This is a genomic window from Candidatus Mycobacterium methanotrophicum, from assembly GCF_023515995.1.
Taxonomy (GTDB): Bacteria; Actinomycetota; Actinomycetes; order Mycobacteriales; family Mycobacteriaceae; genus Mycobacterium; species Mycobacterium methanotrophicum.
In genome coordinates this window covers 1,240,720-1,265,880 of the sequence record NZ_CP097320.1, presented here as the reverse complement: position 1 = coordinate 1,265,880, position 25,161 = coordinate 1,240,720, and the positions used below count along the sequence as shown (strand labels likewise).

The following is a 25,161-nucleotide window of genomic DNA, read 5'->3' as shown; positions in this document are numbered from 1 at the left end:
GGATGACATAATGTGCCGATGCACCGCCACATCATTGTTAGTGGTGACGACGCGCTGGCCATGACGATCATCGACGAGCTGAAAAATGCCGGCGTGACCGTCGCCCGGTTGGCCAACATCGAGACCTCCGATGCCGGGGTCGCCCGCGAGCTCGCCTTGGCCGAGGTCACTCATGCACTCGCGGTGGTCTGCGCCGGCGACGACGACGCGATTAACCTCGAGATCGCGCTGCTGGCAAGGAAGGCCAACCCGAACGCACGGGTGGTCGCACGGGTCTCCAACGACGTGCTGCGTGAAGCGATCGCCGACGACAACGGGCCAGGCGCGATCCTCAACGTCGCCGAACTCGCGGCGCCGTCGATCGTCGAGGCATGTTTGGGGCGACGAACTCACCAATTCGAGGCCGCGGGAATGCAATTCGTCGTCGCCGGTAGCGAGGCGTACCGCGACGCGACGCTGCGCGAACTCTTCGGCGATTTGGCGCCGGTGGCGGTGATCCAGGGCGAAAACTCCCCCACCCCCGGCGAGATCGACGTCTGCCCGGGCCGGGATCAGCGGGTGCAGGCCGGTGACTGGACGATGATGGTCGGCACCGCCGACGAAGTGGCCGCCCAGGGCATCAGGATTCCGCGCACAACTCGCACGCGGTCGCATCGGCCCTGGCCACGCCGCGCGGTCGATGCCGTCTGGGCCTTGGTCGACGATTTCAACCCCACGTTTTATCCGGTAGTGGCCGGGGCGCTGATGTTGCTGACGACCTGCGCGGTGGTGCTGCGTCTCAACTACAAAGCCCCGCCGCGGATGGGCTGGGTGGACGCGTTCTATTTCAGCGTCGAGACCATGACCACGACCGGCTACGGCGACTTCAGCTTCGTGCACCAACCCACCTGGCTGCGGCTGTTTGCGGCCTTCATGATGTTCAGCGGGGTGACGACCAGCGCTTTGCTGGTCGCTTTCATAGCCGACGTGTTGCTGTCCCGCCGCGTCATCCTCGCGGCCGCACGGCCCCGAATACGTCATCTGCGCAACCACATCCTGGTCGTCGGATTGAGCGCACTCGCGATGCGCGTCGTCACCGACCTGACCACCGCCGGATACGACGTTGCGGTGATCGAGCAAAACGAGGAAAACCGCTTTTTGTCGGCGGTACGCAAACTCGACGTGCCGGTGATCTTCGGCGACGCCACCTTGCGTCAAACTCTGCAATCGGCACGGATGGACGGTGCCCGCGCCGTGGCGGTGCTGACGCGCGACGACATGATCAACATCGAAACCGGCATCGTGCTGACCGAAATGCTGGGAACGGAAATACGGCCCGGGCTCAACTGGACCGACACTCCGCTGGTGCTGCGGGTCTTTGACCGCACGCTGGGTTTCGCGGTCGCGCAGCGGTTCGGTTTCGAAAACGTACGCTCGACCGTCGAGCTCGCCGCGCCGTGGTTCATCGGCGCCGCCGTCGGCCTGCAGGTGCTGGGGACATTCTCGGTGGGGCAACGCTCGTTCGTGCTCGGCGCCATGCAGGTGGCGCCCGGCAGCGAACTCGACGGCCTGCGCATGTTCGACATGTCCACCCAAACTCGGGTCATCGCCATCGGCCGGCCCAATGCATTGGTCAAGCTGCACCCACGCCGCGACGCCCGACTGCACGCCGACGACACCGTCTACCTTGTCGGGCCCTACCGCGAATTGCTCGCCACCCTGCGCAAAGGACGGCCGCCCCGACAGCCCGGGGCCGACGCGGCCGCCGGCCAATAGGCTCGCCGGTCGTGAGGATCGCTCGCCGGGAGGCGACCGCGGCTGCAATCGGCCCTGGTTGCGGCGGCGTTCATCGGCCCCCGCATGCACCGGGGCATCGTGGCGCGCCGGCATGCCGCGCCGGACCGTTTCGGCTGGCATGCCGGCGCCGCTCCGATTTTCGGCTGGTTCGAGGCGCACGTCGGCTGGGGCACGGCGCCGGCGATCATGCTGCCTTTCGTCGCCTGGGCTACGTCGTGTGTGTGGGCGTTCTCGCTCGCGATGATCGACGGCTGGCAGCGCGGTTTCGCCGGTCGGTTGGCCGACAAGGACGAGTATCTGGCGCAAGTACCGGACATCACCGACATCCCGAAGACACTGCATACGTTCTCCAGTCGGATTCTTGATTTCCAACCGAATTCGTGGGTCACCCATGTCTCCGGTCACCCGCCGGGGGCGCTGCTGACGTTTGTCCTGGCTGGACCGCGTTGGCCTGGGCGGCGGCGCGTGGGCCGGATTGCTGTGCCTGCTGGTCGGGTCGAGCACGGCTGCTGCAATCGTGATCGCGCTGCGAACTCTGGCCGACGAGTCGACCGCGCGACGTGCCGCGCCGTTCGTCGCCGTTGCGCCGACGGCGATCTTGGATCGCGGTCTCCGCCGACGGGTACTTCGTCGGGATCGCCGCCTGGGGCATCACCCTGCTGGCGTTGGCGGTACACGGCACTATTCGATTCCCGACGCTGGTCGCGGCCGCAGCGGGGTTGTTGCTCGGCTGGGCGGTGTTCCTCAGCTACGGCCTGACGTTGACGGCGATTCCGGCGTTGGCGGTGCTGGTGTGCGCGACCAACTGGCGCTCGGCGCTGCGGGCACTGGGCCCGGCAACACTAGGGGCAACCGCGGTGGCGGCAGTGTGCTCATCGCCACCGGCTTCTGCCGGTTTGACGGCTATACCCTTGTGCAGCAGCGCTATTGGCAGGGCATTGCGCATGACCGGCTGTTTCAGTATTGGGGCTGGGCCAACCTGGCATCAGCGGTGTGCGCGATCGGCGTAGGCAGCCCCGCGAGACTCGGCGGCGTCTTCGACCTGAGCGCGCTCCGCCGGCGGTCCGGCCTGCAGCTACTGATGTTGGCGATGCTGGTTGCCATTGTCTGCGCGGACTTGAGCACGCTGAGCAAGGCCGAGACCGAACGCATTTGGCTGCCGCACACCGTCTGGCTGACCGCCGCGCCTGCGCTGTTGCCGTCGCGTTCGGTACGGCTGTGGCTGGCCGTTAATGTCATCGGGGCACTTTTGTTGAACAGCCTGATCTTTACCCGCTGGTAGGACAGCCTGAAGAAGCTGTCGACGATCGGCCATCGCTACGGGGGGTGGTGGGATCAAACCTTGAGGGCGTTCCATGCGGCCTTACCGAGGACCGGCGCTGCGGCGAGGATGTCGAACTCCGTCGCCCGCGCAAGCCACAGCCTGGCGTATTCGACGCTGGGTCCCGTCCAGAGTGCTTGGCACAACCGGGACGCGAGAGGTTTGATGCGGCGCCTTTGCACGTGCGGCTGCAGCCAAACGCTGGCTTCGGTGTAGAACCGTTCGTTGAGGGCGGAGATCGCCGGCCGAGACTCCTCGATTATCACGCCCTGGGTGATCACCCGGGTGCGAAATGGACCGGGTGCGCGGTGTGGTCCCCGGCGCATCAGGCGGCGGCCGACGACCAGGGCGACCTGGTCGGGGCGGCCGATGCCGAGGTTGTCGCGGATGACGTGTTCGAAAAACATCCGGCCCGCCACGGGTTTGTCCAGCATCTGGGTCAAGGAGAATTCGGCCTGCAGGATCGAGAGCTCGTAGCGGTAGCCCGCGGCCCGGTCGCTCGCGGTGAACGGGTGCGGCGGGATGGCCAGCCGCTTGCGCAGCAGCGCGTCGATCTGCTCTTCGCCGAGCCGATCGCAGATCGCCTGCGGCGCGGCGGGATCATCGACGGCGGCGAACCCGTTGTCTAGCGCGGTGAATCCGATGCCGGCCTTGGCCGTCTGGCGCTGGGCCCAATGGTCGCCGTTGATACACAGCTTGGCGCTGTAAGGGAAATACGAGCAGAACTTGATGAAGAACGGGCCGAAATCGCCGTCGTAGCAATAAAAATAGAAATGGTTCACCAGCCCGGTGCTCGCCACGATCCACGGATAGGTATCCCCGTGGGCGTCGCGGCGTTTCTCGGTGCGAAACAGCTTGGTCTTCTCCTGCGCCCGCCCGACGAACAGCACCCCTTCGCTGCCGGTGAACCCCGCCAGGTACTCGTGGGCGATGTCGTCTTTGCGCTGCCCCTTGGCGAAATCGACCCACGGGATGGCGTTGTCGCGGGCGAACCGGTGCACGGCCTTGTCGAACGCCTCGGTGATACGGGCCAGCGGCGCGGTCGAGGCGATCGGCAGACCCAACTGTTGGTGCACATAGCCCACCAGGCCGGGCGCGTACTGCAACCCCGGCACGTAGACGTTGCAGAACATGCGGTCGATGCATTCGACCTCAAAGACCACATGGCTCGGCCAAGACATCGGCGACGGATCGCGCTACGGTCATGATGGGCTCCGGGCGGAGACGGGACGGCCAGTCGGCCAACCAACCGTGATGACGGTTCATCCACCGGGCCGGTCCGCCGGTCACGGTCTTCACCCGCCGACCGCAGCCCCCAAACCAACGGTGACCAACGGCATGCCTCGTCGGGCTGGGGCGAAGCCCCGGGTAGAACTTCTGAGATGAAGTCGGCGACTTGGCGCGGCGGCAGGTTAACCACTGCCAACACTAACCGGCCCACAAGCTCATCGGTGGTGTAGAGATCGGTGATCTGGGCGCTGGACTTGCGTATGCCCAGATCACCGAAATCGACCCACAACTTATAGGCGGGCTTGCGGGCGCGCGGGAATTCTTTGGCTTCGACCACACGCCCGACGCGAATGTCGACACCGAGAAACGCTTCGATCGTCGTGGATGGCACCTGCTCTCCTGTTCAAAATTGCTCGTGAAGCACACTAGCGCAACCGCTTTCGACCATTCTCGGGCTCCCGGTTGCACACTTGCTGGCGCCAAAGCGGCATCGGTACGCGCGCGTCTGAATGTGTACCTATGCTATGAAAATGCAGTCCCTCATCGAGCCGCACTTTGATGCTGTAGCTCTGCTGACGATCGATGTTCAAGCTGACACCCTCGATGGGGCGCCGCTCGAGATTCCAGGGACTTCGACGCCCGTGCCTCGGATCGCCGGTCTGTGCCAGGCGTTTCGCAACGCTGGCTTGCCGATCGTGCACATAGTCCGGCTCTACCTAGCCGATGGAAGCAACGCCGAGCCCATACGCAAGAATCTCGTCACCGGCCCAACTCCGATGCTGCGCCCGGGCACACCAGGACGGTTATTGGCCCCGGCCTGCTGCCTGACCCACCCGCACAACTCGACGATCAATTGCTGCTCTCGGGACAACCCCAGCAGCTCGGCAACCACGAAATCGTTCTCTACAAGCCCCGGTGGGGCGCCTTCTTCGCCACCACCCTCAACGACCATCTCCGCCAGCAGAACATCGACACTGTGGTGGTCGCCGGATGCAACTACCCCAACTGCCCACGCACGACCATCTACGAGGCCAGCGAGCGTGATTACCGGGTCATCCTCGTCGAGGATGCGGTATCCGGGCGCTACGAGCGCGGCCGCGCGGAAATGACGAACATCGGCGTGACACTGGATCGTGCCGACTCGGTCATCGCACGCCTCGGGAAGACGACACGCGACCCAGCCGGCCAGCAATAACAATGGCAGCGGCCAGCATTTGTTTGGGCAGGTCCGTTCCAGTCCGCATTTACTCGGGGTACAAACGATGATCGATTTGCGCAGCGATACCGTGACGCGTCCCAGTCAGGCAATGCTGGCGGCGATGATTGGCGCCGAAGTCGGTGACGACGTATGGGGCGACGACCCGACCGTGCTGCGCCTGCAGGCGGTGGTGGCCGAGCGCGCGGGCAAGGAGGCGAGCCTGTTCTTTCCGAGCGGCACGCAGAGTAATCTCGCCGCGCTGATGGCGCATTGCGAGCGCGGCGACGAATACCTCGTCGGTCAGCTCGCGCACACGTACAAGTACGAAGGCGGCGGCGCGGCCGTGCTCGGCAGCATCCAGCCGCAGCCGATCGAGAACTCGCCGGATGGCACCCTGCCGCTCGAGAAGATCGCCGCCGCGATCAAGCCGATCGACAACCATTTCGCGCGCACACGTCTGCTCGCGCTCGAGAACACGATGAACGGCCGTGTGCTGCCGGAAGACTACGTGCAGGAGGCCGTCACGCTGGCGCGCAGCCACGGCCTGTCCGCACACCTCGACGGCGCACGCGTCTGCAACGCAGCAGTCGCGTCGGGCCGTCCGATTGCCGGCCTTTGCGCACCATTCGACACGGTGTCGATCTGCTTCTCGAAAGGACTCGGTGCGCCGGTCGGCTCGGCGCTGATCGGCAGCCGGCCGCTGATCGAACGCGCGCAGCGCTGGCGCAAGGTGCTCGGCGGCGGGATGCGGCAGTCGGGCATCCTCGCGGCGGCCTGCCTGTATGCGCTCGAACACAACGTCGAGCGCCTCGCGGACGATCACGCGAACGCCGCGCATCTCGCCAAAGGGCTCGCGGGGATCGCACCGGTGAAGGTGCTGTCGCAGGCGACGAACATGGTGTTCGCCCAATTCCCCGAAGCTGATTGCGCGCCGCTCGATGCGTGGCTCAAGGAACGCGGAATCCTCACCCAGATGCTGTATGAGTCGCGCTTCGTCACCCACTGCGACGTCTCGCGCGACGACATCGACATGTTCATCGACGCAGTCGGCACGTATTTCGCGCAGCGGCGCGGCTAACAGGTGGGCGATCCGGACAGCAAACGACCAGTCCCAAATCTCGATAATGCGAGGCACGACACCCGGTACGGGGCTGGCATCTAACCCCAGCCCGACGACCACCACTCGTCACACGGACGGCGTTCCCGACGAGATGCGTGCGTTAGCAATCGAAGTCACCAAATGAGTTCCGACCAACCCTGCAAGACCGGGATGGGATCTGATCGCTCCCATTTCACCAAATGCGAGACCGCCGCCGTGGCATAGGGCCACCTGGCAAGCGAAGCAGCAAACAAAGGCTCCGCTGGCCACAACTCGTCGAGATAACAGCGCCTCTGCGACTTCTGGGTCGATCACGTTCATACCGCCGAACCACATCGACCCCCATACTTGACAGCCTCTCTTAACCCTTGGCATCTGAAAGCATCTGTCGGCAAAAACCGCAGCGGCGGTCAGAACGCGTATCGGTAAAACCGTTGCGCCTTTCTCACCGGCGGCAGCGGCGTCAAGAGTCGTGCTGCCAACCGGTAGCGGCGTGGCGCACGGGCGAGTAGCTCGGCGTCCAGCGCCGGGATTGACGACAACAGTCGGGCGCCCGGGACGGCGCGCAAGATGTCGCTTGGGCTGTTGACAGCCCAGTGCAAGGTCGATCCAGATTGACGCACGACGGGAAGCAGCTTTTGTGAGGACCTAATGCCCAGCCGGGTCAAAGCATCAAACTACAACTCTCCGGACGGGAAACGCTGCACAACCCGGCGCAGCAACGCGATACCGCCCGACTCTTCGAGATACATGGTCAGCCCTCGGCCAGCAACAACACTGGTCGGTCGTTGGAGACCGCGGCCAGCCAGGCCGGATCGGTTACCGACGCCGCGACGAGCCGGTAGCCGCCGTCAGAGGGATAGAACCGCTCACGCAGAGCAATAACCTCGGGGCAGTCGACGTCATACCAATCCACGCCAGGGCCCGGCTGCAACCGCAACCTTCTGGCGTCGAGACCACATCCCAAGTGCAGCACTACCGACTCGGGATGCGCCGCAAGGAACTGGTGCGCCCACTCATCGAAGTGCGCACTACGCACGGCGGCGAAGAACGCTTTCTTGTTTCGTGCGGTGATTTTCGTCCGACGCCAGTCGTAGTCGAGTTGCCGCACCAATGCCGGGGCGTGGGTGTCTCCCAGGATGGGATTATCGGCGGCAGCATCCAACGCCTTCGCGTAGAGCATGTCCAGCATGGTCTGAGCCGGGCCGGCCAGATCGACACGAACCTTGTCGGGCTTATCCCGCATCCGCCAAGGCTATCCGCCAATGTTCACCGTCCCTCTGTGTGACGACCACGGAGGCGGTATTCGTCATTGTGGTCGCACCGTCAACTCCCCAGATTCGGCCCCGACGCGATGGGGATTCGTCTGGTCGTCACGGTCAGCGACGGCGACCGACCCAAATCTGGTGTCGCCCAACACGAACTGACCCCTATCCCCGCCCCGGGGTGGTAGGTAAGGCTGATGTGTCATGGACTGGCTCCACGGTGATCGTCGCTCGCACCACCGAACTCGCCGAGCAACTACTCGCCGACCGAGAACTGCGCTGCCCGCTCTGTCGCACCGGCCAGCTGGTCGGCTGGGGATACGGCCGGCGGCGCACCGTGCGCGACCGCGACGGCACCACGGTGACGGTGCGGCCCCGCCGCACCCGATGCCAATCGTGCTCATCAACGCACATCGTGATGCCCGCGGCGTTGCAACCACGTCACGCCGACACCACGGCGGTGATCGGAACAGCGTTGCTACACAAGCTAAAAGGACTCGGGTACCGCAGCATCGCGGCCACCATCGACCGGCCCGTGTCCACGGTGCGGCGCTGGCTGCGCCGCCTCCCCCCAGCACACCTGGAACGCCTCTACCAAGACGGCACCCGGCAGCTACTGGCACTGAACCCTGACACGTTCTCCGCGCTGCGCAACACCGGCAACATGCTGCATCACGCGTTGGCGATCCTGTCGGCAGCCGCCCACTGGGACCGCCACCGATACGCCATCGACGACCCGCCCTGGACCCTGATCGGCATGTACACCCGAGGCCGCCTGCTGGCCCCACCGGCCTGACCCTCATTGCAGCGCTCCCGCGAGCCATCGGGGGCGTCCGTGACCGCGGTGGTACACCTCGTCACTCGCCTCCAAAAGCTGATAGCTTCACGGGCCCAACTTGCCCGCCGTTCGGCCTCGAAGCGGCGCCGACCTGCATCCCCCTTTTCCAAGTAGTCGAAAATCGCAGCCTTGTCGGCGCTGTATTCGGCTCTGCTCGGCTCCGTATTCGGTGCCGTTGTGATACCCTGACGGCATGACTACCTTGCCGCTGACCGAAGCAAAGGCGAAGTTGAACGAGTTGATCGACAGTGCCATCAACACCCACGAACGCGTGACCATTACCAGGCACGGCAAGCCCGCGGCGGTACTGATGTCTGTTGAGGATCTAGAGGCTCTTGAAGAGACGCTCTACTGGCAGTCGCAGCCCGGCGTACATGAGGACATCGCGAAGGCGCGCGAGCAAGCCGAGGCGGGTTTGCTGATGACCGAGGGCGAGGTCCGGCGCCGTTATGGCGTTGGCCACCGGTGAGTTGGACAGTGGGCCTTGCCAGCAGTGCGCGCCGCGACATCGACAAGCTGCCGCCGAGGGTAATACCCGCTGTGGTGGAGTTCATCTATGGCCCTCTTGCTAGTGATCCGCGCCGCATCGGCAAGCCGCTGCGCGAAAATTTTCACGGACACTGGTCTGCGCGCCGCGGCGACTACCGTGTGCTGTACATGCTTGATGAGCACCGTCAGCAGATCGTGATCATTAGAGTCGGCCACCGCTCCCAAGTCTACAGGCCCGGATGACGATGGGTATGTCGCAATGGCCCTCTAGCGCAGACGATTTGGTGAACTGCTGCTACTGCGGCAGGGCCGTTCAACGAGTCGACTGCGTATCGCCGAACTCGCCCGGCGCGCGGTCGCCGCCGGGCTGCGCACCGTCAGCCTCGACGAGGTGCTCTGCGTTGATCGCGCTCACTGAAACTGCCCAGTTCTGCTCATCGAAAATGCTCACCGCGTGGCTGCGCCGCGGGGCCACCGTCGCCACGCCTGAGCTGCTCAAGTCCGAGCTGGACAAGCTGGAATTCCTGCGACGTCACGGCGCCGATCACCTCGACTTGTCTCGGCTGCCGGTTGGGCGACGACGCATGCTCGCCGAGATCGGTCGCCGCTCGCGCCGGCGAACAAGGGAGGTTGGGACAGATTGACGGAAACCGCTTCTGCCTCCTCACAGACAAAACGGCGGTCAACAAACGCGTCGCCGTCGCCAAGGAGACCAAAGCCAACACCCCCGCGCTACCAGCTGTCTGGAATCTTGCTACCAGCAACCCAGACCACCGCTACCAATTCGGGCTATACGCCATCCCTGGGGTTCTCAGCGACCGCTGATATGGGATTCCTCGAGGTCGAAGCCTCGCTCGATGGTGCGCCAAACGGACGCGTTGATGCGGCCCAGGCGTTTTAAGCTCAACACTTCTGAACGCTCCACTTCGAGCAACTCCAGTCGCAGGTCCACGTATCCGCTCTGCTCGTTGACGGCTTTATCGGCGTCGTCTGGCGCCTGGCCGTTCGCACTGGCCCTCTCCAGGTGCTGCACTTTGGCCGCGTAGAGGGCCCGGATCGGTTCCACAGCGCCATTGGCGCTTTGATGAAAATCTTCTCTTCGCGTGTCCAACCACTGCAGTGCGGCGCGGGCAGCACGCAGCCGGGCTCGGTCCTCGTCGCTGCGAAAGTCCTCGGGCCTGAATCCGAGTCGGCGCAGCAACCGAGGCATGGAGACGCCCTGCAGGACCAGCGTTGAGACGATGACTATCCCCGTGATGAGCACCACAAGCTCGCGATCGGGGAAAGGCGAGCCGTCCGCGCGTCTCAGCGGAACGGCAAGCGCGGCTGCAAGCGATATCCCACCACGCATGCCGGACCACCCGACGACGGCCCGCTCCCGCCAGAGATCGGCGCTCACCGATCGACCCCGCAGCTTGGCGATGGCAGGTCCGGCCAGCGTGAATATCAGCCGCGTGACGATCACCACGGCGACCACCGCTGACGCCACCAGCAGCAGATGCAGAATAGATTTGTCCGCGGCCCAGTTGACTTGCTGGTGAAGTTGGATGCCCACCAGGATGAACAGCACCGCGTTGAGCAAGAAGACCAGCACGTCGAGAAACGCCATGGCCTGCAGTCGGGTAGCCGGGGTGTAGACATCGCTGAGCCGGGTGCCGATGTACACGCCGGCGACAGCGGTGGCCAACACCCCCGACATGCCAACGGCGTCCGCCGCAGCATAGGTGAAGTACGGAGTCGCCAGCGAAATGGTGATCTCCAGCGACGGGTGGTCCATGCGCCGCCGCAGTTTGACTGTCAGCCAGGCAATGGCCAAGCCGAGTGCCGCGCCGCCGACCGGGCCCAGGACGAACGTGATCACCAGTTGGCCGGGGTGCACCGTACCCGCCACCGCGGTGGCGACGGCGCCGGTGTAGAGAACGAGCGCGGAGCCGTCGTTGGTCAGTCCTTCGCCTTCGACGATGGTCGAGATCTGCTCGGGTGTTTCGAGTCGCTGGAAGATAGCCAGGGCCGAAACCGTATCGGTCGGCGCGACGATCGCTCCGGCCACGACGGCCGCCATCAGCGAAAAGCCCAACAGACTGGTCAAAACACCGGTGACAGCAGCCGCGGTCGCCAGCACCAATCCCACCGACAAAAGCGCAACAAGCCGGCCGTGCCTGCGCAAATCAGCTGGGTCCACGAAGAACGCCGCGTAAAAGACCAACGGAGGCAAGAAAATGTAGAACACGACTTCGGGCGAGATCTCCGGTGACGGCGTCCAGGGAAACCAACTGAGGAACACACCGACGCCAACCAGCAAGACCGGATACGGCACACGCGCCCGATCAGCCCCCCACACCGCGGCGATGGCCATCGCCGGGCCGCAGAGCAGAAGGATGGTGTAGGTGACCGGGATCAAATCCACACCTCCTGCTTCGTGGCGGGCTAAGGACAACGCGTGGCGCAACTACGGGCACAGCTCAGTCAGCGACAACGATGTCGAAAGCCGGTGAGGCGATGGCCGTGGTCAGGCCGGCGGCGGCCGAACACTCGCCGACAAACGAGCTGCCGATCCCCTTCAGCTAGGTCGTCGAACGCCGGTGCCGTTGAGACGGCGTCGACGTCCAGCGTGCCAGCCTTTCCGGCGTACAACGGTTATCGACTGGCAAACACCGGCCGAACGTCTCGATAAGCTAATCGCATAAGCGCATTGACCACCCATGTGCAACGACTGCTGGAATTCGCCCCGGCAATCAGGTGGTCCTATCAGCCTTGGCTCCGGCAGGCACTGGGCGCGCGAAGCCGTATCGCGGCTGGCCGCGCCGCCGCCGCACTTGACACCGCGATCCGCACGCGCAGGTCCGCATCTCCGTACCCTGTCAACCGAAACGCCATCTGTTCACCGAGCCCCCGGCGCGCCGAGGGCGCGAGCTGGCGGCCTTCTTGTTCATCGCCCTGCGCATTCGAAGAACTGTGTGTGTGCGCGAAGGGAGGGTTGTTGGCGTGGTCAGGCCCAATGGAAGTGCCGGTCATCTTGGTTGCGGGGGGCTTGTTCTTGAGTTTCGCAGTTAGGCGGGTGGGGCCAGTGTGATTTATGGGACGATTGTGGTCAGGCCGTGACCGTAGCGAAGCATCGGCGTGTTCATGGATTCGCTCGAATGTTCGAGGTCCCGCCGATGCTTCGCTCGTTGACCGTACCCGCCTCATGGTGTGGGTTGCTGGATACGTTTCGTCCCGCGTTCCGCCGATCAGCGACTTTCGCGGTGTTCGCGCTGCGGGCCACCGGACTGGTCGCGCAAGCCGCGCTTCGCACGGTGGTGGGTATGCTCGCCGGCACCGGTGTGGCGCGGCGGTCACATGCCCGCGAAAACCCATCACGGCGCGCCGACTTGGATTTGCGGGTGTGGCGAGCCTGCGGATCGACGGTGGAGATCACCCGATCGCACGCCACCCTCCGCGCGATGCGCCAGCGCCCGTCGCTACCATCGCAATCCTCGGCCGGTTCCCCGTCCTGGCCGGCCACCAGCGCCAACAGCCCCAACGCGTCCGCCGCGGCGTTCTCACGTTCGGGCGCGTCGTCACCGGTGAACTCGGCCAGCACCGCCAACGCGTCGTTGACCAGATCCGACACCAGATTCGCCTTTGCCGCCGAAGCCGGCTACCGGGTGCGCTACACGCTGGCCAGCAAGTTGGTCAACGAGCTCGCCGAAGCCGCCGACGACAAGCAACTCACCAAACTGATAACCCATTACGGCAAAGTAGATTTGATCTCGACTTTCGCAGTTATGCGGCGGCTGCGGCGGGTGTGACTGGTGAGTCAGTTGTGACTTGATCGGCGTGTCGTCGTGATCAGGCCGTGATCATGACGAAGCATCGGCGGATGACATGTACTCGCCCAGATGTTCGAGACGCCGCCGATGCTTCTGGCCTGACCTTACCGGCCTCGTGGCGTGAACTGCTGCAGACACTGCGGCCGGTGTTTGGCGGGTCCTCGACCTTCGGGATGTTCACGCTGCTGGCAGCCGGGCTTGTCGCCCGCACTATGCGGCGCGCCGTGGTCGGCATGCTCGCCGGGGCGGGAATGGCCGCGCTGGTGTCGATTCACTCGGCCTGCCGGTTCTTTTCCACCTATCGCTGGGACACCGACCGGCTGGGCCTGGCGATCGCGCGGCTGATCGTCGAGCGGTTGCTCGACACCGACGCGGCGATCACCGTCGCGGTCGATGACACCTTGTTTCGCCGCTGGGGCCGCAAGGTGCATCACGCGTTTTGGACCCACGACGGCGCCGCACAAGGACCGGCCAAACTCAGCTGGGCGTTCGTCAGCGACTGGCTTGGCCAGCGACCCTAACCGGAGGCCTTCGCCGCCTTGACGTTGCGGGTGTGGGCGAGTCGGTAAGAGGTGCTGCCGGTTTCGATGATTCGTCCGCCGAACGTCAACCTGCCGGCAACTGCCGCGCAGAGCCGCGGATCGGTGAATGTCTTTGTCCACGAAGAGAATGGCTCGTTGGAGGCAATGGCAATCGCTGAGCGCTCTTCGCGCTCGGCGAGAACTTGGAACAGCAGTTCCGCCCCGCGCCGATCCAGCTGCAGGTACCCCAATTCGTCAATGAGTATCAAACTCGACTTTCGCAGTTATGCGGCGGCTGCGGCGCAGGCCAGTTCGTAGTCGCGGTATTTGTGGGGATCGGGTTGAGCTGGGCCAATGCCGTTAAATCGGGCGGCGATCAGGGCGCGGCGGAGCTTGGCGAGCATGTCTTCGAAGGCGGGTTCGGCCTTGTGGTCATACCAGGGCCCGGCGGCGTGGCGGGCCGTGAGGTCGTCGGGGTGATAGCCGAACAGGGCGTGCCAGATGATCACCAAGGTCTGCACGAGGAACCCGAAAGGTACGGTGCGCTCCACGGCGCGTTGCACACGGTTGCGGGCTTGGCCGGCCCCGAGCAGTTGTTTGCCGGTGGCGTTGGCGGGTTCGATCGACCAGCGCTCGGCGTAGCGGGCGATGATGCCCGCGGCGTCGGTGGTGGTGGTGGTGTCGGTGGTGAACACCGCGAGGTCATAGCCGGTGGCGGTGTCGGGTTCGCGGGCCAGCACCACCCGGGCGGGGGTGTCGCCGAAGGCGCCGTACCACAGGCAGTCGCGTTCGGTGATCGTGATGGTGTCGCTGCGGCCGTAGCGGTTCACCGGGGTGGTGCGCCAGGTTGCGGTGGCGGCCAGCTCGGCTGGCCGGGGCAGTCGTGAGCCCTTTTTGGCGGGTCGGCCACGGCGGCCGGTGCGCGGCGGCGCCAGCGTGTGCAGGGACGCGTTGGCCGGCAGCCGGGTGGTGATGGTGGTGCCGGGCACCAGCAGCGGCTTGCCGTGGTAGGCGGCATCGCCCACAGCGTGGATCTGCTTGTGCGAGAACGCTTGCGCAAGCACGGTGATCATGTCGCCGGCCAGCTCCACCGGGGAGGCGGTGCCCTTGCCGGCCCAGAGCCGAAACAGCACCGGCAAGCAGACTGGGTGGCTGCAGAACGGCAGCCGCACCACGATCCCGGCGATCACCCACCGGTTTCCGCGGCCGAAGCTTCACCAAGCTCAACCGGCTCGCCAACATCAAGACCCCGAAAAAGGCCGATCCGAGGCTCACGCCACGAACACCAAGCCTACCGACCCCTGGCACCATCGATGAGGCTCGCCTTGGCCACGCCGGTCACCTCCGCCGAGCGCCGCGCGAGGCTACGGGGCCGCCCCTCACGCGTCAAGGGCGCTACCGCGTCGCTTCGCGATGGCCCTTTCGGCCACCCTTGACCCGCTTGACCCGCGAGCCTCTGCAACCCCTCATCGCGCAGTGGCACGGGCAGGGGTCAGGCCCCTGCCCGTCGAATCGCACGGCGCTCGGCTCGCACCAACAGCGATTAGTGGCCCACGTCCGCCAACCCGCTCCACGAAGATTTCAGATGGGGCCAATCCGCGCCGTCACGGTGGGGCCACTTCAAGTTGACATAGCCAGGCAGCGGCTCGGCCTCGTTCAGATAGGGCAGCACCACCGTGACCAGAGCGTCGGGCATGGCCTTCGACAGTAGAGGAACCGCGCACCTTTTGTGCAGTCAGAAGTGGAAGTGGCCACCGGTCGTGCCTGTCGTGGCGCCGGTCATGCCGGTCGTGCCACGGCCAACACGGCAACCCCGCATCCGGAGCCCGGCCCAAGATCTATCCGACGCCGTAAGCCTGAAGTCCGGTCGTTTGCCTATTGCTACGATCGTCGAACTATGACTACGATTATAGCATGGCTGCTATTCCGGCGCGCGACCTCCGCAATCACACCGCCCAGGTTTTGCGGCGGGTTGAGGCCGGCGAGGAGATCGAGGTGTTCAAAGACAATCGCCCGGTGGCGAAGCTCGTTCCGTTGCCGCGGCGCCGTCAGTGGTTGCCGGCATCCGAGGTGATCGGCGAACTATCGCGTCTCGGCCCTGACACCACAGGACTTAATGCGGAACTTGGAGAAGCGCTGACGGACACGACGGATGATGTGTCGTCATGACGGCTCGGCGAGCGGTGGTCGATACGTCTGTTCTGATCGGCCTTGAATCGGCGCGAGTCGACGCCGCCCGGTTTGCGGAGTATGAATTCGGTGTCTCGGTGATCACGCTGGGTGAGCTGCGGCTCGGAGTGCTGCAGGCCTCCGGTCCTGAGGCGAGTGCGCGTCGACTGTCGACCTATCAGCTCGCCCAGCGGTTCGAACCGCTTACCATCGATGAGGCCGTTTCCGAAGCCTGGGCACTGCTGGTCTCCCGGCTCCGAGCAGCGAATCGGCGTGTGCCGATTAATGATAGCTGGATCGCAGCGACCGCCATGGCCCACAACCTTCCTATCCTGACGCAGGATAGCGATTACGACGCAATGACAGATGTCGCGGTCATCAAGCTCTAGCCGCGCACCGGTGCAAAAGCGAAGTCGCGCAATCCTTCCCGCGGATCGACGGCCGCGCGGAAACCCAACACGTCGGCGGCGCGAGCCGAATTAGCGACAATGTGGCGCACATCGCCGCTGCGATATCGGCCGGTGACAACCGGCGACACGGCGCCATCACGCGCTTGGCAGAGCATCGTGGCGACCTGCATGATCGAAATTGGTTGTCCGGAGCAGATATTGGCGGCGATGAACCCGGCCCGATCAGTGGCAGCCGCCGCCACGTTGGCGGTGGCCACGTCGTCGACGTGCACGAAGTGGCTCTTCTGCCATAGTCGTGGGTCTGTGAGCAGGGGTTTTGGGGCACAACGCCGTGTCCTGCCTACGTTTTGGACTGCAATCTGGTTCAAGACGGAAGGGATGTACGGCGTTGCGCAAATCCAGGGTATTCGCGACGGTCCCCGGTGGCCAGGAGATGGTCATTGAAGACGTCATGATCGAGACTGAGACCTCGCGCGGCAGGCGGCCGGTGACTAGCGAAGCGCTGGTGTTTGCGGTGCGGCCCAGGGCAAACCAGGCCAGCCGGTGCTCGCGGCGCCAAAAGCGCTGCCCTGGCTATGACGGCGGGGACGGGATCAGGCGCTGGCGCAGCCTGGATCTGGGGACGGCGAAGGCCTATCTGCGGGCCGCCGCGCCGCGGGCGGCATGCCCCGAGCATGGCGCGGTGGTGGCCACGTGCCCTGGGCGCGGCCCGGCGCCCGCCACACCTGGGCGTTTGAGGACACCTGCGCGTGGCTGAGCGCGCACGCCGCCATCAGTGTGGTCGCGGTGTTTTTGCGGGTGGCCTGGCGCGCCATCGCCGCGATCGTTGCTCAGGTGCTAGCCGATGGCCGCGACACCAGCGACCTGCTCGCCGGGCTGACCCGCATCGGCGTCGACGAGATCGCCTACCGCAAGGGACATCGCTACGTGACGTGCGTGCTCGAGCATACGACCGGGAGGCTGGTGTGGGCCGGCGAGGGCCGAAACCAAGACACCCTGGGGAAGTTCTTCGACCAGCTGGGCGCCCAACGTTGCGCGGCGTTGACCCGCGTCAGCTGCGATGGGGCCGAGTGGATTCACACCGTGCTGCGAGCACGCGGCGCCGCAGGCGGCGGTCTGCCTGCATCCGTTTCATGTCGTGGCCTGGGCGCTCAAGGCCCTCGACCGGGCGCGGGTGCGCACCATGGCCCACGCCGGCGTCCGCGACCGTCACGCGATGCGGGCGACCCGCAAGAACCCGGCCGACCTGACCGGTGAGCAGCGCACCAGCCTCGCCGAGACCACCGACACCAACCGCACCCTCTGCCGCGCCTACCTTCTCAAAGAGCAACTCCGCGAGGTGTTTCGAGTTAAAGGCCAAACCGGGCGGCAGCTGTTGGCCGGCTGGTTGTCGTGGGCGTCGCACTCGCGTATCCCCGAGTTCGTCGCGCTCGCCCGCACCATCCGCCACTACCGGGAGTTGATCTGCAACACCCCCTTGATCACGGCCTGTCGAATGCGCGCTCAGAGGCGACGAACACCCACCTGCGAACACTGACCAAGCGGGCGTATGGATTTCACAGCCCCGACGATGCCAGCACCAGTCGCACCACCCCCGCGCGAAACATCTGCGCCAGCAGCACCGCAGTCCCGAAGTCGTTGTGGCTGCCGTAATCCGGAGCATCGGCGGCGTTCACACCCGCCCCGGCCATCGCGGCCTGATGGCACACCAGGTCGACACCGTCGAGCAGCGGGGCCAGCGTGTCGGCGTCGCGGATGTCACGGCGGCGATCGCCCGGCAGCGCCGCATCGCCGCCGTGCGCCGCGGGCAGCATGGCATCCACCGCGACCACACCGTGGCCAGCGGCCCGCAGTGCCGCGTCCACCCGCAGCCCGATGAAACCGGCAGCGCCGGCCAGCAGCACCCTCACGGCTGGTCGAACGGCAGCGGGGTGCCGGTATGCGACAGACACTCGGTGCAGGTGTACTCGGCGGCGATCTGACCGATTGCCTCGGCGACAAGTTTCTTGAACGGCTCGATGTTCTTCTCGAATTCGCCGATGACGTCGATGACCTTCACCCCGGCCCCCACGTGAATGCCGGCATCCAAGTCTGTCACCAAAGCGATTGTCGCGTAGCATATGTCGAGTTCACGCGCGAGCACCGCCTCCGGGTAGCCGGTCATGTTTATCAGGCTGAAGCCGGCGGCGGCCAACCACTGGCTTTCCGCACGAGTAGAAAAGCGCGGGCCCTCGATGACCACCATGGTGCCGCCGTCGACCACGCCGGGCAGTCCGGTGACCGCGGTCCGCAATGTCCGGCAGTACGGATCGGCGAAGGACACGTGCGCCGCACCGGAGTCGAAGTATGTGTCGACGCGGCGACGGGTCCGGTCCACCAATTGATCGGGCACCACGATCGCGCCCGGCTGCAGCTGCGGCGTCAGGCTGCCGACTGCGCACGGGGCCAAGACTTGGCGCACCCCCAGTGAACGCAGCGCCCACATGTTGGCCCGATACGGCACCTTGTGCGCCGGATACTCGTGGCTGGCACCGTGGCGGGGCAGGAACGCGACCTCATGCTGGCCAACAGTACCGACCGTGACCGGGGCGCTGGGCTCGCCGAACGGGGTGTCTAGCTTGACGCTGCGGGCATCCGCGTCGAAGAACGTGTAGAAGCCGCTGCCGCCGATTACCGCAAGCATCCCGTCATTATCTTTCCCCAGGCGGCATGCGCCGCGTCATGGAACGATCGACGGGTGGCCAGTTTTGCGCAATGGATCGCGGGCGCGCGACCGCGCACCCTTCCCAACGCCATCGCACCGGTAATCGCGGGTACCGGCGCCGCCGCCTGGTTGCACTCCGCGAACTGGTGGAAGGCGCTACTCGCATTGGCCGTCGCGGTGGCATTGATCATCGGGGTGAACTTCGCCAATGACTACTCCGACGGTATCCGCGGCACCGACGACATTCGCGCCGGCCCGTTGCGTCTGGTCGGTTCCCAATTAGCGACCCCGCGGTCGGTGCTGACGGCGGCCGTGGTCAGCATGAGCATCGGCGCGGCGGCCGGGGTGGCGCTCGCGGTGATCAGCGCGCCGTGGCTGATTCTGGTCGGCGCGTTGTGCATCGCCGGGGCATGGTTGTACACCGGAGGCTCAAAACCATACGGCTATGCGGGTTTTGGTGAACTCGCGGTGTTCGTGTTCTTCGGGCTGGTTGCGGTGCTCGGCACTCAGTACAGCCAGGCGTTGCGGGTCGACTGGGTGGGTCTGGTGCTGGCGGTGACGATGGGAGCGCTCTCGTCGGCGGTGTTGGCGGCCAACAACCTGCGGGACATCCCCACCGACGCACAGTCCGGCAAGCTCACCCTGGCGGTGCGGCTGGGCGACACCGGGACACGCAGCTTCTACCAGGCGCTGCTGGCGCTCGCCGCGGTGTTAACCCTGACGCTGACGGCGGCCAGCCTATGGTGTGCGGCCGGGTTGGTAGCCGCGCCGCTGGCGGTGCGGGCGGCGGCCCCGGTGCGATCCCGCGCGGAGGGAGCCGACCTGATTCCGGTGCTGCGCGACACCGGGCTGGCGATGCTGGTGTGGTCGGTCGCGGTGGCAGCCGCGTTGACGCTGGCGGGCTGAGTTGCCTTCGACCGTGCGCTCAGGGCTTCGAGCGTGTCGTCGCCGTCGATGCGCACGCGACGAGCAGCCACGGCTAGGCGGCGCGCTCCAGCAGTCCGGCCACCGCCGTGCGTAATTGTCCGGTGTCGCCGCGCTCGGTGATCACGTCGATGGCCGCCTTATCGCCGCCTCGAAGTATGCCGAGCATGACCTGCTCGCACCGGATAGCTTTGTCCTTGTGCGCCAATGCTTCTCGCAACGCGAGTTCCAGCGCCTTTTTGGCCGCGCGGATAAAGGGCATGTGCCCATGCCCGCGAGAGCGTCGACCCGACCTACGTAGGGCGTTGTCGAAGGCATCTGCACTGAAGGTGCGGGCCACGCCGTCGCGGACGGCGCGCAAGTCGATACCGATGGCGCGCAGCGCGTCGGCGTCCTCGCCGAACGACTCGTCGCCGGTCGAGGCTTCCGCCAGCCGTCCCCGCACCACCTCGGCGGCGAGCCCGTAACCGCTCAACACCGCGGACAGGTCCTGCCCCGCCGCCCGAAGGACCCCGAGGAGCAGGTGCGGCGCACCGATCTCACTGGCCAATTCGCGGGCCAGCACGACGGCAGCCCGGGTGTCGAGGGCGAATCGTTCAAACATCCGTCATCTCCTCCGGTTGTACTTCTGGTGCACCGCCTGCCGGCTCACGCCGAGCGTTTCGGCGATCGCCCGCCAACTCCAGCCCTGTTCGCGGGCGTTGGCGACGTGGATCGCCTCCAATCTCTGCTGCAACCGCTGCAAGGCGCGCACCGCGCGCAAACCAACTGCAGGATCGACGCTACCGAGATCGGCCGGCACCTCGCTGACCTCGCTCACCGTGTCAAGGTAGCTTGACACGGTGAATTGTGTCAAGAGATGTTGACACCCGCGATGCCCTCACCCGGGCTAGCTAGCTGTCCTCAGCCTGACAAAAGCCATCCTCTTCGGCTTGCCCGTCGGGCGGTGCCTCGCCTCGCAACCTGGCCCGTAGCTGCTCGCGGTCCCGACGCCGGCGCGCAGTGGTCACCTCGAGGCCGGCAGTGGCCCGGCGACGCAGGGGCGCGAACAGCCAGATGCCCAGCGGCATCGCGATGACGAGCGCGAACAACACGGCGACGATTAGCGGGAATTCCTGGACGCCAAGCAGTCTGCCCACTACGTAGATCGCCGCGCTGAGCACGACCACCAACATCAGCCGGGCCGCCGCGTACAGCAGGACGCCAAGGGCAGCACGACCGACGGAGTTCTCTGCCTTTGGCACAGTGCGAGCCTAAGACGCCGCGTATATTCGGACCAAGGAGGTGTTGAGTGCTGTATCTGCTCCTCGTTCTCGTTATGGGGACACTGATCTACGTCGGCTGGCGCGCGGCCCGTGCACAGGTCAACCGGCAGAAGACTCGCGTCATCGGACCCGACGACGATCCGGAGTTCCTGTGGCGGCTAGGCCACGGCGATAACAACCCGGGCTAGCTGACGGCCCGGGCTAGATGAAATGCTCGTTGAACCGGCGCTGATCGCTCGGAAAACCCTCGGCGGCAACTGCTGCCAGCTCAATGAGCGCCTCGCGCGTTTCCCGCTTGAGGCGGTCCAGGCTGATCTCAGCACCCTCCTCGAGATGCGGATCAAACGGCACCAGGCGTACCGCGCGGCACCGCCGCGAGAAGTGATCGACCACCTTCTGCATGTCGACTTTGCCCGACCGCGGCCGCACCGCGTTGATGACTGCGATCGAATTGCGGACCAGATCCTCGTGGCCGTGCGCGTCGAGCCAGTCCAGCGTCGCTGACGCGCTGCGCGCGCCGTCAATCGATCCCGAGCTGATTACGATCAGCGCGTCGGCCTTCTCCAGCACCGACTTCATAGCCGAATGCAAAAGTCCGGTCCCGCAGTCGGTGAGCACCAAGCCGTAGAACCGCTCCAGGATTTCCAGTGTCTGCGAGTAGTCCTCCGCGCTGAACGCCTCGGACATGGCCGGATCGCTTTCGGATGCCAGCACCTCCAGCCGGCTCGGGCCCTGCGAGGTGTAGCTGCGAACATCGCTGTACCGCTCGATGCCCTCGGCGTCGCGCAACAGGTGGCGCACGGTGGCCGGCGTCTCCAACGGCACCTTCTGACTCAGCGTGCCGCGATCGGGATTGGCGTCCACGGCTACCACCCGGTCTCCGCGAATCGACGCGAAAGTCGCGCCCAGCGCGGCGGTGATGGTGGTTTTACCGACGCCGCCCTTCAGCGACAGCATCGCGATCCGATAGCAACCCCGTAGCGGCCTATTGACCTGCACCGTCAGGTCGTTGTACCGCATGACCCGTGGACTTTCGCCGACGTTGATCAATTGTCCCGACAAGATGTAGAGCCACCGACGCCAGCCCTCCGACGGCGCCGGCTTGACCTGCCGCAGCAGGGTGCTGGTGGACAGTTCCGGATACGGCGAAGGATGCACGGCCGGCCGTTGCGCGGTGTTGGCCTGCGCGACGGACGGCGCTCCGCCGTAGTAACCGCCGTAGGTCTGCGCCGGCGAATCGACCACTCGCGGCAGGCCTTTCTGCGGTGTGGCGGCCCAAGCCCGCGGCTCCACGCGAGTCTCTGGCGGCGGCACACCGCGCGTCGCAGTCTCGCTGAAGCGCCGTTCGGTGCGGAACCCGGCAAACGCCCTGGTCGGCGGCTCGTTGGCCGGTGGCGGGGGCTGCGGCGGCAACCCGGTGGTCGGATGGTTTCCGCGGTCACCCGATGCCCCGAGGTTCGCGCTCTGCGTGGGATGGTCAGACACGTCACTTTCCCCTCGTTGCAACACTTCGGTCGCCTCTTGACGGATGGTCGTGTTAGGCGATTCCCCCGATGTCGGCCTAACCCACCCCAGCATAGGAGTGCAGGCCAACTGTCACCAGGTTGACGAAGAACAGGTTGAACACCATGGCGACGAAGCCGACCACGTTGATCCAGGCCGCTTTCCTGTCCCGCCAGCTCGCCGTCGAGCGAGCATGCAGGTAGGCGGCGTAAACCACCCAAGCTATGAACGCGACCGTCTCCTTGGGATCCCAGCCCCAATACCGGCCCCAGGCTTCCTCGGCCCAGATCGCACCGAAGATCACACCGAAGCCGAATACCGGGAACGCGAAGATCGTGGTTCGGTAGGCGATCCGATCCAACGTCTGCGCGTCGGGCAACCGCTGGACCGTCCGAGCAAACGCGCCCGGGGTATCAGGCTCGCCCAGCCGAGAAGTCCGGAGCAGGAACAGAATGCTGGCCACCCCCGCCACCAGGAACACCCCCGAGCCCAGACTGACCACGGATACGTGGATGGGCAGCCAGTAGGACTGCAGCGCGGGCATCACCGGTGCGGCGTTGGTGTAGAGCCAGCGACCCGATACCGTCAGCAAAATCAGGACCGGCAACAGCAAGAAAACCCACAGCGGACGGTACTGCGGTCGGCGCAACACGATCGCCCCGGCGGCCAGGCCGCAAAAGCAGGTCAAGTTGATGAACTCGTACATGTTGCCCCACGGCACCCGCACGGTGGCCAGACCGCGCAACACGATGCAGAGCAGCAACAGGCCGATGCCGGCATAGACCAGGATCAGCCCGGCCCGGCCCACGCGTTCGTCGAACGGCCGCCGCGGGCCGTCCAGCACGACGCCTGGCGTCGCGCCGTCGGCAACCACCAGGCCGGCGCTGACCAACTCACGCTCTGCACGCCGGCTGCGGGTGTAGGCCAGTTCGACGGCCAGCAGCACTAAGGCCACCACCAGCACAACTACCGCGGAAGTGAACGCCCAGTCCGAGTTGCGCGCCAAGTCGAAGTCGACGTGCGCCGTGTTCATTGGACGCTCCTTCCGGCGGTCCCGGCGGGCTCGCTAGCCGCGGCTGCCGGCGTTGGCAATCCGTCCTGCAACTTCTCGACTAGCCGCTCGAATTCGTCGCCCCAGCCGGAATTGTCCGTCCGAGCCAGGCCGCCTAGCTCGACGTTCACCGTACCGGCCGCACGTGGGCTCAGCCGGACCCATATCCGCCGTCGGCGCACCAGCAGCGACACCACCAGCCCGGCCATCATGGTGATCGCGAATACCAGCACCCAGATTTGCCCGGGATCATGCGAAACCTGCAGGTTGACGAACGGCACGGCGCCGTCGAAACGCACGACGGTGCCCGCCGCCGGCCCCTGATCGAGCCGCACCTGTTCGCCCGCCCGCAGGTTGACCCGCTTGGCCCTGGTCAGCCGGTGCTGGTCGATGAGACGCGGATCCAGGGTGTAGAGCGATTGCGGCCGACCGGTGTCCAGCCCGGTGTCACCGGAATAGATGTCGACGGCGACGGCCGGGGCGCTCAGCGCGGGAAAGCTCGACGATAGCAGGGTGCCCTCCAGCTGCTCGGTGGGCGCCAGCAGCCCCTGGATGGCGATCTGGTGTTTGCGGCGGTCGGCGGCGTCGGGATAGGCGCCGGCTGGCGGGTCGATGCGCGCCACGCCCGACGACAGCAGGGTGCGGGGGTTGTCGGGTCGCCATTGCACGGTCGAGGTGCGGGTCTGCCCGTCGGGGAAGGTGACGGAGAATGTGGGCGCATAGCCATGACCCTGCAGGTAGACCCGGTCGCCGGCGACGCGCAGCGGGTGGTTGACCTCCAGCCGGTAGCGCCGCCAACTGTTGTTCGCCAGGTCGCGCCCGGCTTGGTAGTCGACGTTGGCGGCGAACGACGTGGCCTGCCCGTTCGCCAGGTAGTGCGCGGCAAAATCGTTGACACGCAAGCAGATTGGATGCAGCGATGTGCCGTCGACGGTATTGCCGGCCCGGAACGAGTCGAATGCGGCCGGCGACGCCGAGCAGAAACCGGGACCGCCGTCGGCGATGACGACGACGTTGCCCTCGTAGCCGAACAGCTTGCCGACGGCCACCGCGACCAGCAGGCCCACCAGCGAGAAGTGGAAGACCAAGTTGCCGAATTCGCGCAGGTAGCCCTTCTCGGCGGAGATTTCGATGTCGCCGTCGGCGCTGCGGGTGACCGTGCGCCAACCCCGCAGCCGAGCGGCCATCCTCGCGGCCAGCTGGTCAGGTTCGCCGACGGTCGTCGCGCTGGCGTGTTTGGGCAGCCGAGCCAGATTGCGGGGCGCCGGCACCGGCGTTGCCCGCAGGCTGCGGGCATGCTCGATCGTCCGCGGGGTCAGACAGCCCACCAGCGACACGAACAGCAGCGTGTAGATGGCGGTGAACCAGAAGCTGCCGAACACGTTGAACGCCTGCAATCGATCCAGCCACGGCCCGATCAGCGGGTGAGCGACCAGGTAGTCGGCGACCTTGCCGGCGTTGAGGCTGCGTTGCGGTAGCAGCGCCCCGGGCATTGCGCCGAGGGCGAGCAGGAACAGCAGCACCAGCGCGGTGCCCATCGAGGTCAGCGCGCGCCACGTGTTGCGGGCTCTCTGGCCGAGCAGACG

27 protein-coding genes and 8 pseudogenes are annotated in these 25,161 nt (G+C 65.8%); 18 read left to right on the top strand and 17 right to left on the bottom strand.

All coding sequences use genetic code 11. The features are described 5' to 3' along the window. Nucleotides 1-18 precede the first annotated feature (18 nt). Both M5I08_RS06900 and M5I08_RS06895 read left to right on the top strand, forming a co-directional pair. Nucleotides 19-1,755 (top strand): NAD-binding protein, encoded by a 1,737-nt coding sequence (locus M5I08_RS06900; RefSeq protein WP_219066349.1) that lies wholly within the window; start codon nucleotides 19-21, stop codon nucleotides 1,753-1,755. 11 nt (nucleotides 1,756-1,766) lie between these two features. Then, a pseudogene (locus tag M5I08_RS06895) lies at nucleotides 1,767-3,058 on the top strand (hypothetical protein). Between the two features lie 53 nt (nucleotides 3,059-3,111). Here the strand turns inward: M5I08_RS06895 and M5I08_RS06890 are convergent. Both M5I08_RS06890 and M5I08_RS26610 read right to left on the bottom strand, forming a co-directional pair. Then, nucleotides 3,112-4,278 carry a hypothetical protein gene (locus tag M5I08_RS06890; RefSeq protein WP_249763171.1) on the bottom strand — a complete coding sequence of 389 codons (1,167 nt, stop codon included), beginning with the start codon at nucleotides 4,276-4,278 and terminating at the stop codon, nucleotides 3,112-3,114. A gap of 248 nt (nucleotides 4,279-4,526) precedes the next feature. Next, nucleotides 4,527-4,664 (bottom strand): annotated as a pseudogene (locus M5I08_RS26610) (tRNA-binding protein); the annotation flags it as partial. A gap of 516 nt (nucleotides 4,665-5,180) precedes the next feature. Here M5I08_RS26610 and M5I08_RS26140 point away from each other — a divergent pair. Continuing rightward, entirely contained in the window at nucleotides 5,181-5,522 is a 342-nt protein-coding gene (locus tag M5I08_RS26140; protein ID WP_255564665.1) for a cysteine hydrolase family protein, read from the top strand. Between the two features lie 67 nt (nucleotides 5,523-5,589). Further along, nucleotides 5,590-6,603: a low-specificity L-threonine aldolase gene (ltaE, locus tag M5I08_RS06880; protein WP_219066351.1), complete on the top strand. Its 1,014-nt coding sequence runs from the start codon at nucleotides 5,590-5,592 to the stop codon at nucleotides 6,601-6,603. A 431-nt stretch (nucleotides 6,604-7,034) separates the two neighbouring features. Here ltaE and M5I08_RS06875 read toward each other — a convergent pair. After that, nucleotides 7,035-7,870 (bottom strand): annotated as a pseudogene (locus M5I08_RS06875) (class I SAM-dependent methyltransferase). 218 nt (nucleotides 7,871-8,088) lie between these two features. On the opposite strand from M5I08_RS06875, the gene M5I08_RS06870 reads away from it, so the two are divergent. The 4 genes from M5I08_RS06870 to M5I08_RS06855 all read left to right on the top strand — a co-directional run bounded on the left by M5I08_RS06870 (nucleotide 8,089) and on the right by M5I08_RS06855 (nucleotide 9,860). Next, nucleotides 8,089-8,685, top strand: coding sequence for a DUF6431 domain-containing protein (locus M5I08_RS06870; RefSeq protein ID WP_249763170.1), 597 nt, complete (start codon nucleotides 8,089-8,091; stop codon nucleotides 8,683-8,685). A gap of 235 nt (nucleotides 8,686-8,920) precedes the next feature. Then, nucleotides 8,921-9,196 carry a type II toxin-antitoxin system Phd/YefM family antitoxin gene (locus M5I08_RS06865; RefSeq protein ID WP_219066352.1) on the top strand — a complete coding sequence of 92 codons (276 nt, stop codon included), beginning with the start codon at nucleotides 8,921-8,923 and terminating at the stop codon, nucleotides 9,194-9,196. Next, nucleotides 9,193-9,459 (top strand): type II toxin-antitoxin system RelE family toxin, encoded by a 267-nt coding sequence (locus M5I08_RS06860; RefSeq protein ID WP_219066353.1) that lies wholly within the window; start codon nucleotides 9,193-9,195, stop codon nucleotides 9,457-9,459. The genes M5I08_RS06865 and M5I08_RS06860 overlap by 4 nt, the downstream gene beginning before the upstream one ends. Before the next feature lie 158 nt (nucleotides 9,460-9,617). Next, a complete protein-coding gene (locus M5I08_RS06855; RefSeq protein ID WP_219066354.1) occupies nucleotides 9,618-9,860 on the top strand; it encodes a hypothetical protein in 243 nt (80 codons plus the stop codon). 167 nt (nucleotides 9,861-10,027) lie between these two features. On the opposite strand, the gene M5I08_RS06850 is transcribed toward M5I08_RS06855, so the two are convergent. Both M5I08_RS06850 and M5I08_RS06845 read right to left on the bottom strand, forming a co-directional pair. After that, complete coding sequence (locus tag M5I08_RS06850; protein WP_219066355.1) at nucleotides 10,028-11,623, bottom strand: Na+/H+ antiporter; 1,596 nt, start codon at nucleotides 11,621-11,623, stop codon at nucleotides 10,028-10,030. A 917-nt stretch (nucleotides 11,624-12,540) separates the two neighbouring features. Beyond that, nucleotides 12,541-12,844: pseudogene (locus M5I08_RS06845) on the bottom strand (IS5/IS1182 family transposase); the annotation flags it as partial. Between M5I08_RS06845 and M5I08_RS06840 the strand changes: the two are divergent. Both M5I08_RS06840 and M5I08_RS06835 read left to right on the top strand, forming a co-directional pair. Continuing rightward, nucleotides 12,843-12,968: pseudogene (locus M5I08_RS06840) on the top strand (IS21-like element helper ATPase IstB); the annotation flags it as partial. The pseudogenes M5I08_RS06845 and M5I08_RS06840 sit on opposite strands and share 2 nt — an antisense overlap. A 110-nt stretch (nucleotides 12,969-13,078) precedes the next feature. Continuing rightward, nucleotides 13,079-13,549, top strand: a complete 471-nt coding sequence (locus tag M5I08_RS06835) for a transposase (protein ID WP_219066356.1) — start codon at nucleotides 13,079-13,081, stop codon at nucleotides 13,547-13,549. Here the strand turns inward: M5I08_RS06835 and M5I08_RS06830 are convergent. The 3 genes and pseudogenes from M5I08_RS06830 to M5I08_RS06820 all read right to left on the bottom strand — a co-directional run. Continuing rightward, nucleotides 13,546-13,818 (bottom strand): annotated as a pseudogene (locus M5I08_RS06830) (ATP-binding protein); the annotation flags it as partial. The gene M5I08_RS06835 and the pseudogene M5I08_RS06830 sit on opposite strands and share 4 nt — an antisense overlap. A 15-nt stretch (nucleotides 13,819-13,833) precedes the next feature. After that, nucleotides 13,834-14,739 carry a hypothetical protein gene (locus M5I08_RS06825; protein WP_219066357.1) on the bottom strand — a complete coding sequence of 302 codons (906 nt, stop codon included), beginning with the start codon at nucleotides 14,737-14,739 and terminating at the stop codon, nucleotides 13,834-13,836. Between the two features lie 353 nt (nucleotides 14,740-15,092). Continuing rightward, nucleotides 15,093-15,245, bottom strand: a complete 153-nt coding sequence (locus M5I08_RS06820) for a hypothetical protein (RefSeq protein WP_219066358.1) — start codon at nucleotides 15,243-15,245, stop codon at nucleotides 15,093-15,095. A 218-nt stretch (nucleotides 15,246-15,463) separates the two neighbouring features. On the opposite strand from M5I08_RS06820, the gene M5I08_RS06815 reads away from it, so the two are divergent. Next, a complete protein-coding gene (locus tag M5I08_RS06815; protein WP_219066359.1) occupies nucleotides 15,464-15,718 on the top strand; it encodes a type II toxin-antitoxin system Phd/YefM family antitoxin in 255 nt (84 codons plus the stop codon). Continuing rightward, the gene (locus tag M5I08_RS06810; protein ID WP_219066360.1) at nucleotides 15,715-16,107 is read left to right on the top strand and encodes a type II toxin-antitoxin system VapC family toxin; all 393 of its coding nucleotides are present in this window, start codon (nucleotides 15,715-15,717) and stop codon (nucleotides 16,105-16,107) included. The genes M5I08_RS06815 and M5I08_RS06810 overlap by 4 nt, the downstream gene beginning before the upstream one ends. Here the strand turns inward: M5I08_RS06810 and M5I08_RS06805 are convergent. Continuing rightward, nucleotides 16,104-16,415: pseudogene (locus M5I08_RS06805) on the bottom strand (NAD-dependent epimerase/dehydratase family protein); the annotation flags it as partial. The gene M5I08_RS06810 and the pseudogene M5I08_RS06805 sit on opposite strands and share 4 nt — an antisense overlap. 146 nt (nucleotides 16,416-16,561) lie before the next feature. Between M5I08_RS06805 and M5I08_RS26605 the strand changes: the two are divergent. Genes M5I08_RS26605 through M5I08_RS26600 form a run of 4 tightly spaced genes read left to right on the top strand, consistent with a single transcriptional unit; the run spans nucleotide 16,562 to nucleotide 17,781 of the window. Next, on the top strand, nucleotides 16,562-16,885 hold the full coding sequence (locus M5I08_RS26605) for a transposase family protein (protein ID WP_370328621.1): 324 nt from the start codon (nucleotides 16,562-16,564) through the stop codon (nucleotides 16,883-16,885). Beyond that, nucleotides 16,822-17,385, top strand: a complete 564-nt coding sequence (locus tag M5I08_RS06800; protein ID WP_249763169.1) for a transposase — start codon at nucleotides 16,822-16,824, stop codon at nucleotides 17,383-17,385. The genes M5I08_RS26605 and M5I08_RS06800 overlap by 64 nt, the downstream gene beginning before the upstream one ends. Continuing rightward, a complete protein-coding gene (locus M5I08_RS06795; protein WP_256469591.1) occupies nucleotides 17,267-17,665 on the top strand; it encodes a transposase in 399 nt (132 codons plus the stop codon). The genes M5I08_RS06800 and M5I08_RS06795 overlap by 119 nt, the downstream gene beginning before the upstream one ends. Beyond that, entirely contained in the window at nucleotides 17,593-17,781 is a 189-nt protein-coding gene (locus tag M5I08_RS26600) for a transposase (RefSeq protein ID WP_370328620.1), read from the top strand. Before M5I08_RS06795 ends, M5I08_RS26600 begins: the two co-directional genes overlap by 73 nt. On the opposite strand, the pseudogene M5I08_RS06790 reads toward M5I08_RS26600, so the two are convergent. Then, nucleotides 17,694-18,038 (bottom strand): annotated as a pseudogene (locus M5I08_RS06790) (NAD-dependent epimerase/dehydratase family protein); the annotation flags it as partial. The gene M5I08_RS26600 and the pseudogene M5I08_RS06790 overlap by 88 nt on opposite strands. Beyond that, complete coding sequence (locus M5I08_RS06785) at nucleotides 18,035-18,811, bottom strand: S-methyl-5'-thioadenosine phosphorylase (RefSeq protein WP_219065731.1); 777 nt, start codon at nucleotides 18,809-18,811, stop codon at nucleotides 18,035-18,037. The gene M5I08_RS06785 and the pseudogene M5I08_RS06790, both read right to left, overlap by 4 nt. A gap of 54 nt (nucleotides 18,812-18,865) precedes the next feature. Between M5I08_RS06785 and M5I08_RS06780 the strand changes: the two genes are divergently transcribed. After that, a complete protein-coding gene (locus M5I08_RS06780) occupies nucleotides 18,866-19,738 on the top strand; it encodes a 1,4-dihydroxy-2-naphthoate polyprenyltransferase (protein WP_219065730.1) in 873 nt (290 codons plus the stop codon). Between the two features lie 73 nt (nucleotides 19,739-19,811). On the opposite strand, the gene M5I08_RS06775 is transcribed toward M5I08_RS06780, so the two are convergent. The 3 genes from M5I08_RS06775 to M5I08_RS06765 all read right to left on the bottom strand — a co-directional run bounded on the left by M5I08_RS06775 (nucleotide 19,812) and on the right by M5I08_RS06765 (nucleotide 20,931). Beyond that, nucleotides 19,812-20,360: a Clp protease N-terminal domain-containing protein gene (locus M5I08_RS06775; protein ID WP_219065729.1), complete on the bottom strand. Its 549-nt coding sequence runs from the start codon at nucleotides 20,358-20,360 to the stop codon at nucleotides 19,812-19,814. Between the two features lie 3 nt (nucleotides 20,361-20,363). Then, nucleotides 20,364-20,576, bottom strand: coding sequence for a helix-turn-helix domain-containing protein (locus M5I08_RS06770; RefSeq protein ID WP_219065728.1), 213 nt, complete (start codon nucleotides 20,574-20,576; stop codon nucleotides 20,364-20,366). 73 nt (nucleotides 20,577-20,649) lie between these two features. After that, complete coding sequence (locus M5I08_RS06765; RefSeq protein WP_219065752.1) at nucleotides 20,650-20,931, bottom strand: DUF4229 domain-containing protein; 282 nt, start codon at nucleotides 20,929-20,931, stop codon at nucleotides 20,650-20,652. Between the two features lie 116 nt (nucleotides 20,932-21,047). On the opposite strand from M5I08_RS06765, the gene M5I08_RS06760 reads away from it, so the two are divergent. Further along, nucleotides 21,048-21,209 carry a hypothetical protein gene (locus M5I08_RS06760; RefSeq protein ID WP_219065727.1) on the top strand — a complete coding sequence of 54 codons (162 nt, stop codon included), beginning with the start codon at nucleotides 21,048-21,050 and terminating at the stop codon, nucleotides 21,207-21,209. A gap of 13 nt (nucleotides 21,210-21,222) precedes the next feature. Here the strand turns inward: M5I08_RS06760 and M5I08_RS06755 are convergent, their stop codons facing one another. From M5I08_RS06755 to resB, 3 genes are all read right to left on the bottom strand, one after another. Continuing rightward, the gene (locus M5I08_RS06755; RefSeq protein WP_249763168.1) at nucleotides 21,223-22,506 is read right to left on the bottom strand and encodes a MinD/ParA family ATP-binding protein; all 1,284 of its coding nucleotides are present in this window, start codon (nucleotides 22,504-22,506) and stop codon (nucleotides 21,223-21,225) included. A gap of 76 nt (nucleotides 22,507-22,582) precedes the next feature. Beyond that, complete coding sequence (gene ccsB / locus M5I08_RS06750; protein ID WP_219065725.1) at nucleotides 22,583-23,557, bottom strand: c-type cytochrome biogenesis protein CcsB; 975 nt, start codon at nucleotides 23,555-23,557, stop codon at nucleotides 22,583-22,585. Further along, a complete protein-coding gene (gene resB, locus M5I08_RS06745; protein WP_219065751.1) occupies nucleotides 23,554-25,113 on the bottom strand; it encodes a cytochrome c biogenesis protein ResB in 1,560 nt (519 codons plus the stop codon). The genes ccsB and resB overlap by 4 nt, the downstream gene beginning before the upstream one ends. Between the last annotated feature and the right edge of the window lie 48 nt (nucleotides 25,114-25,161).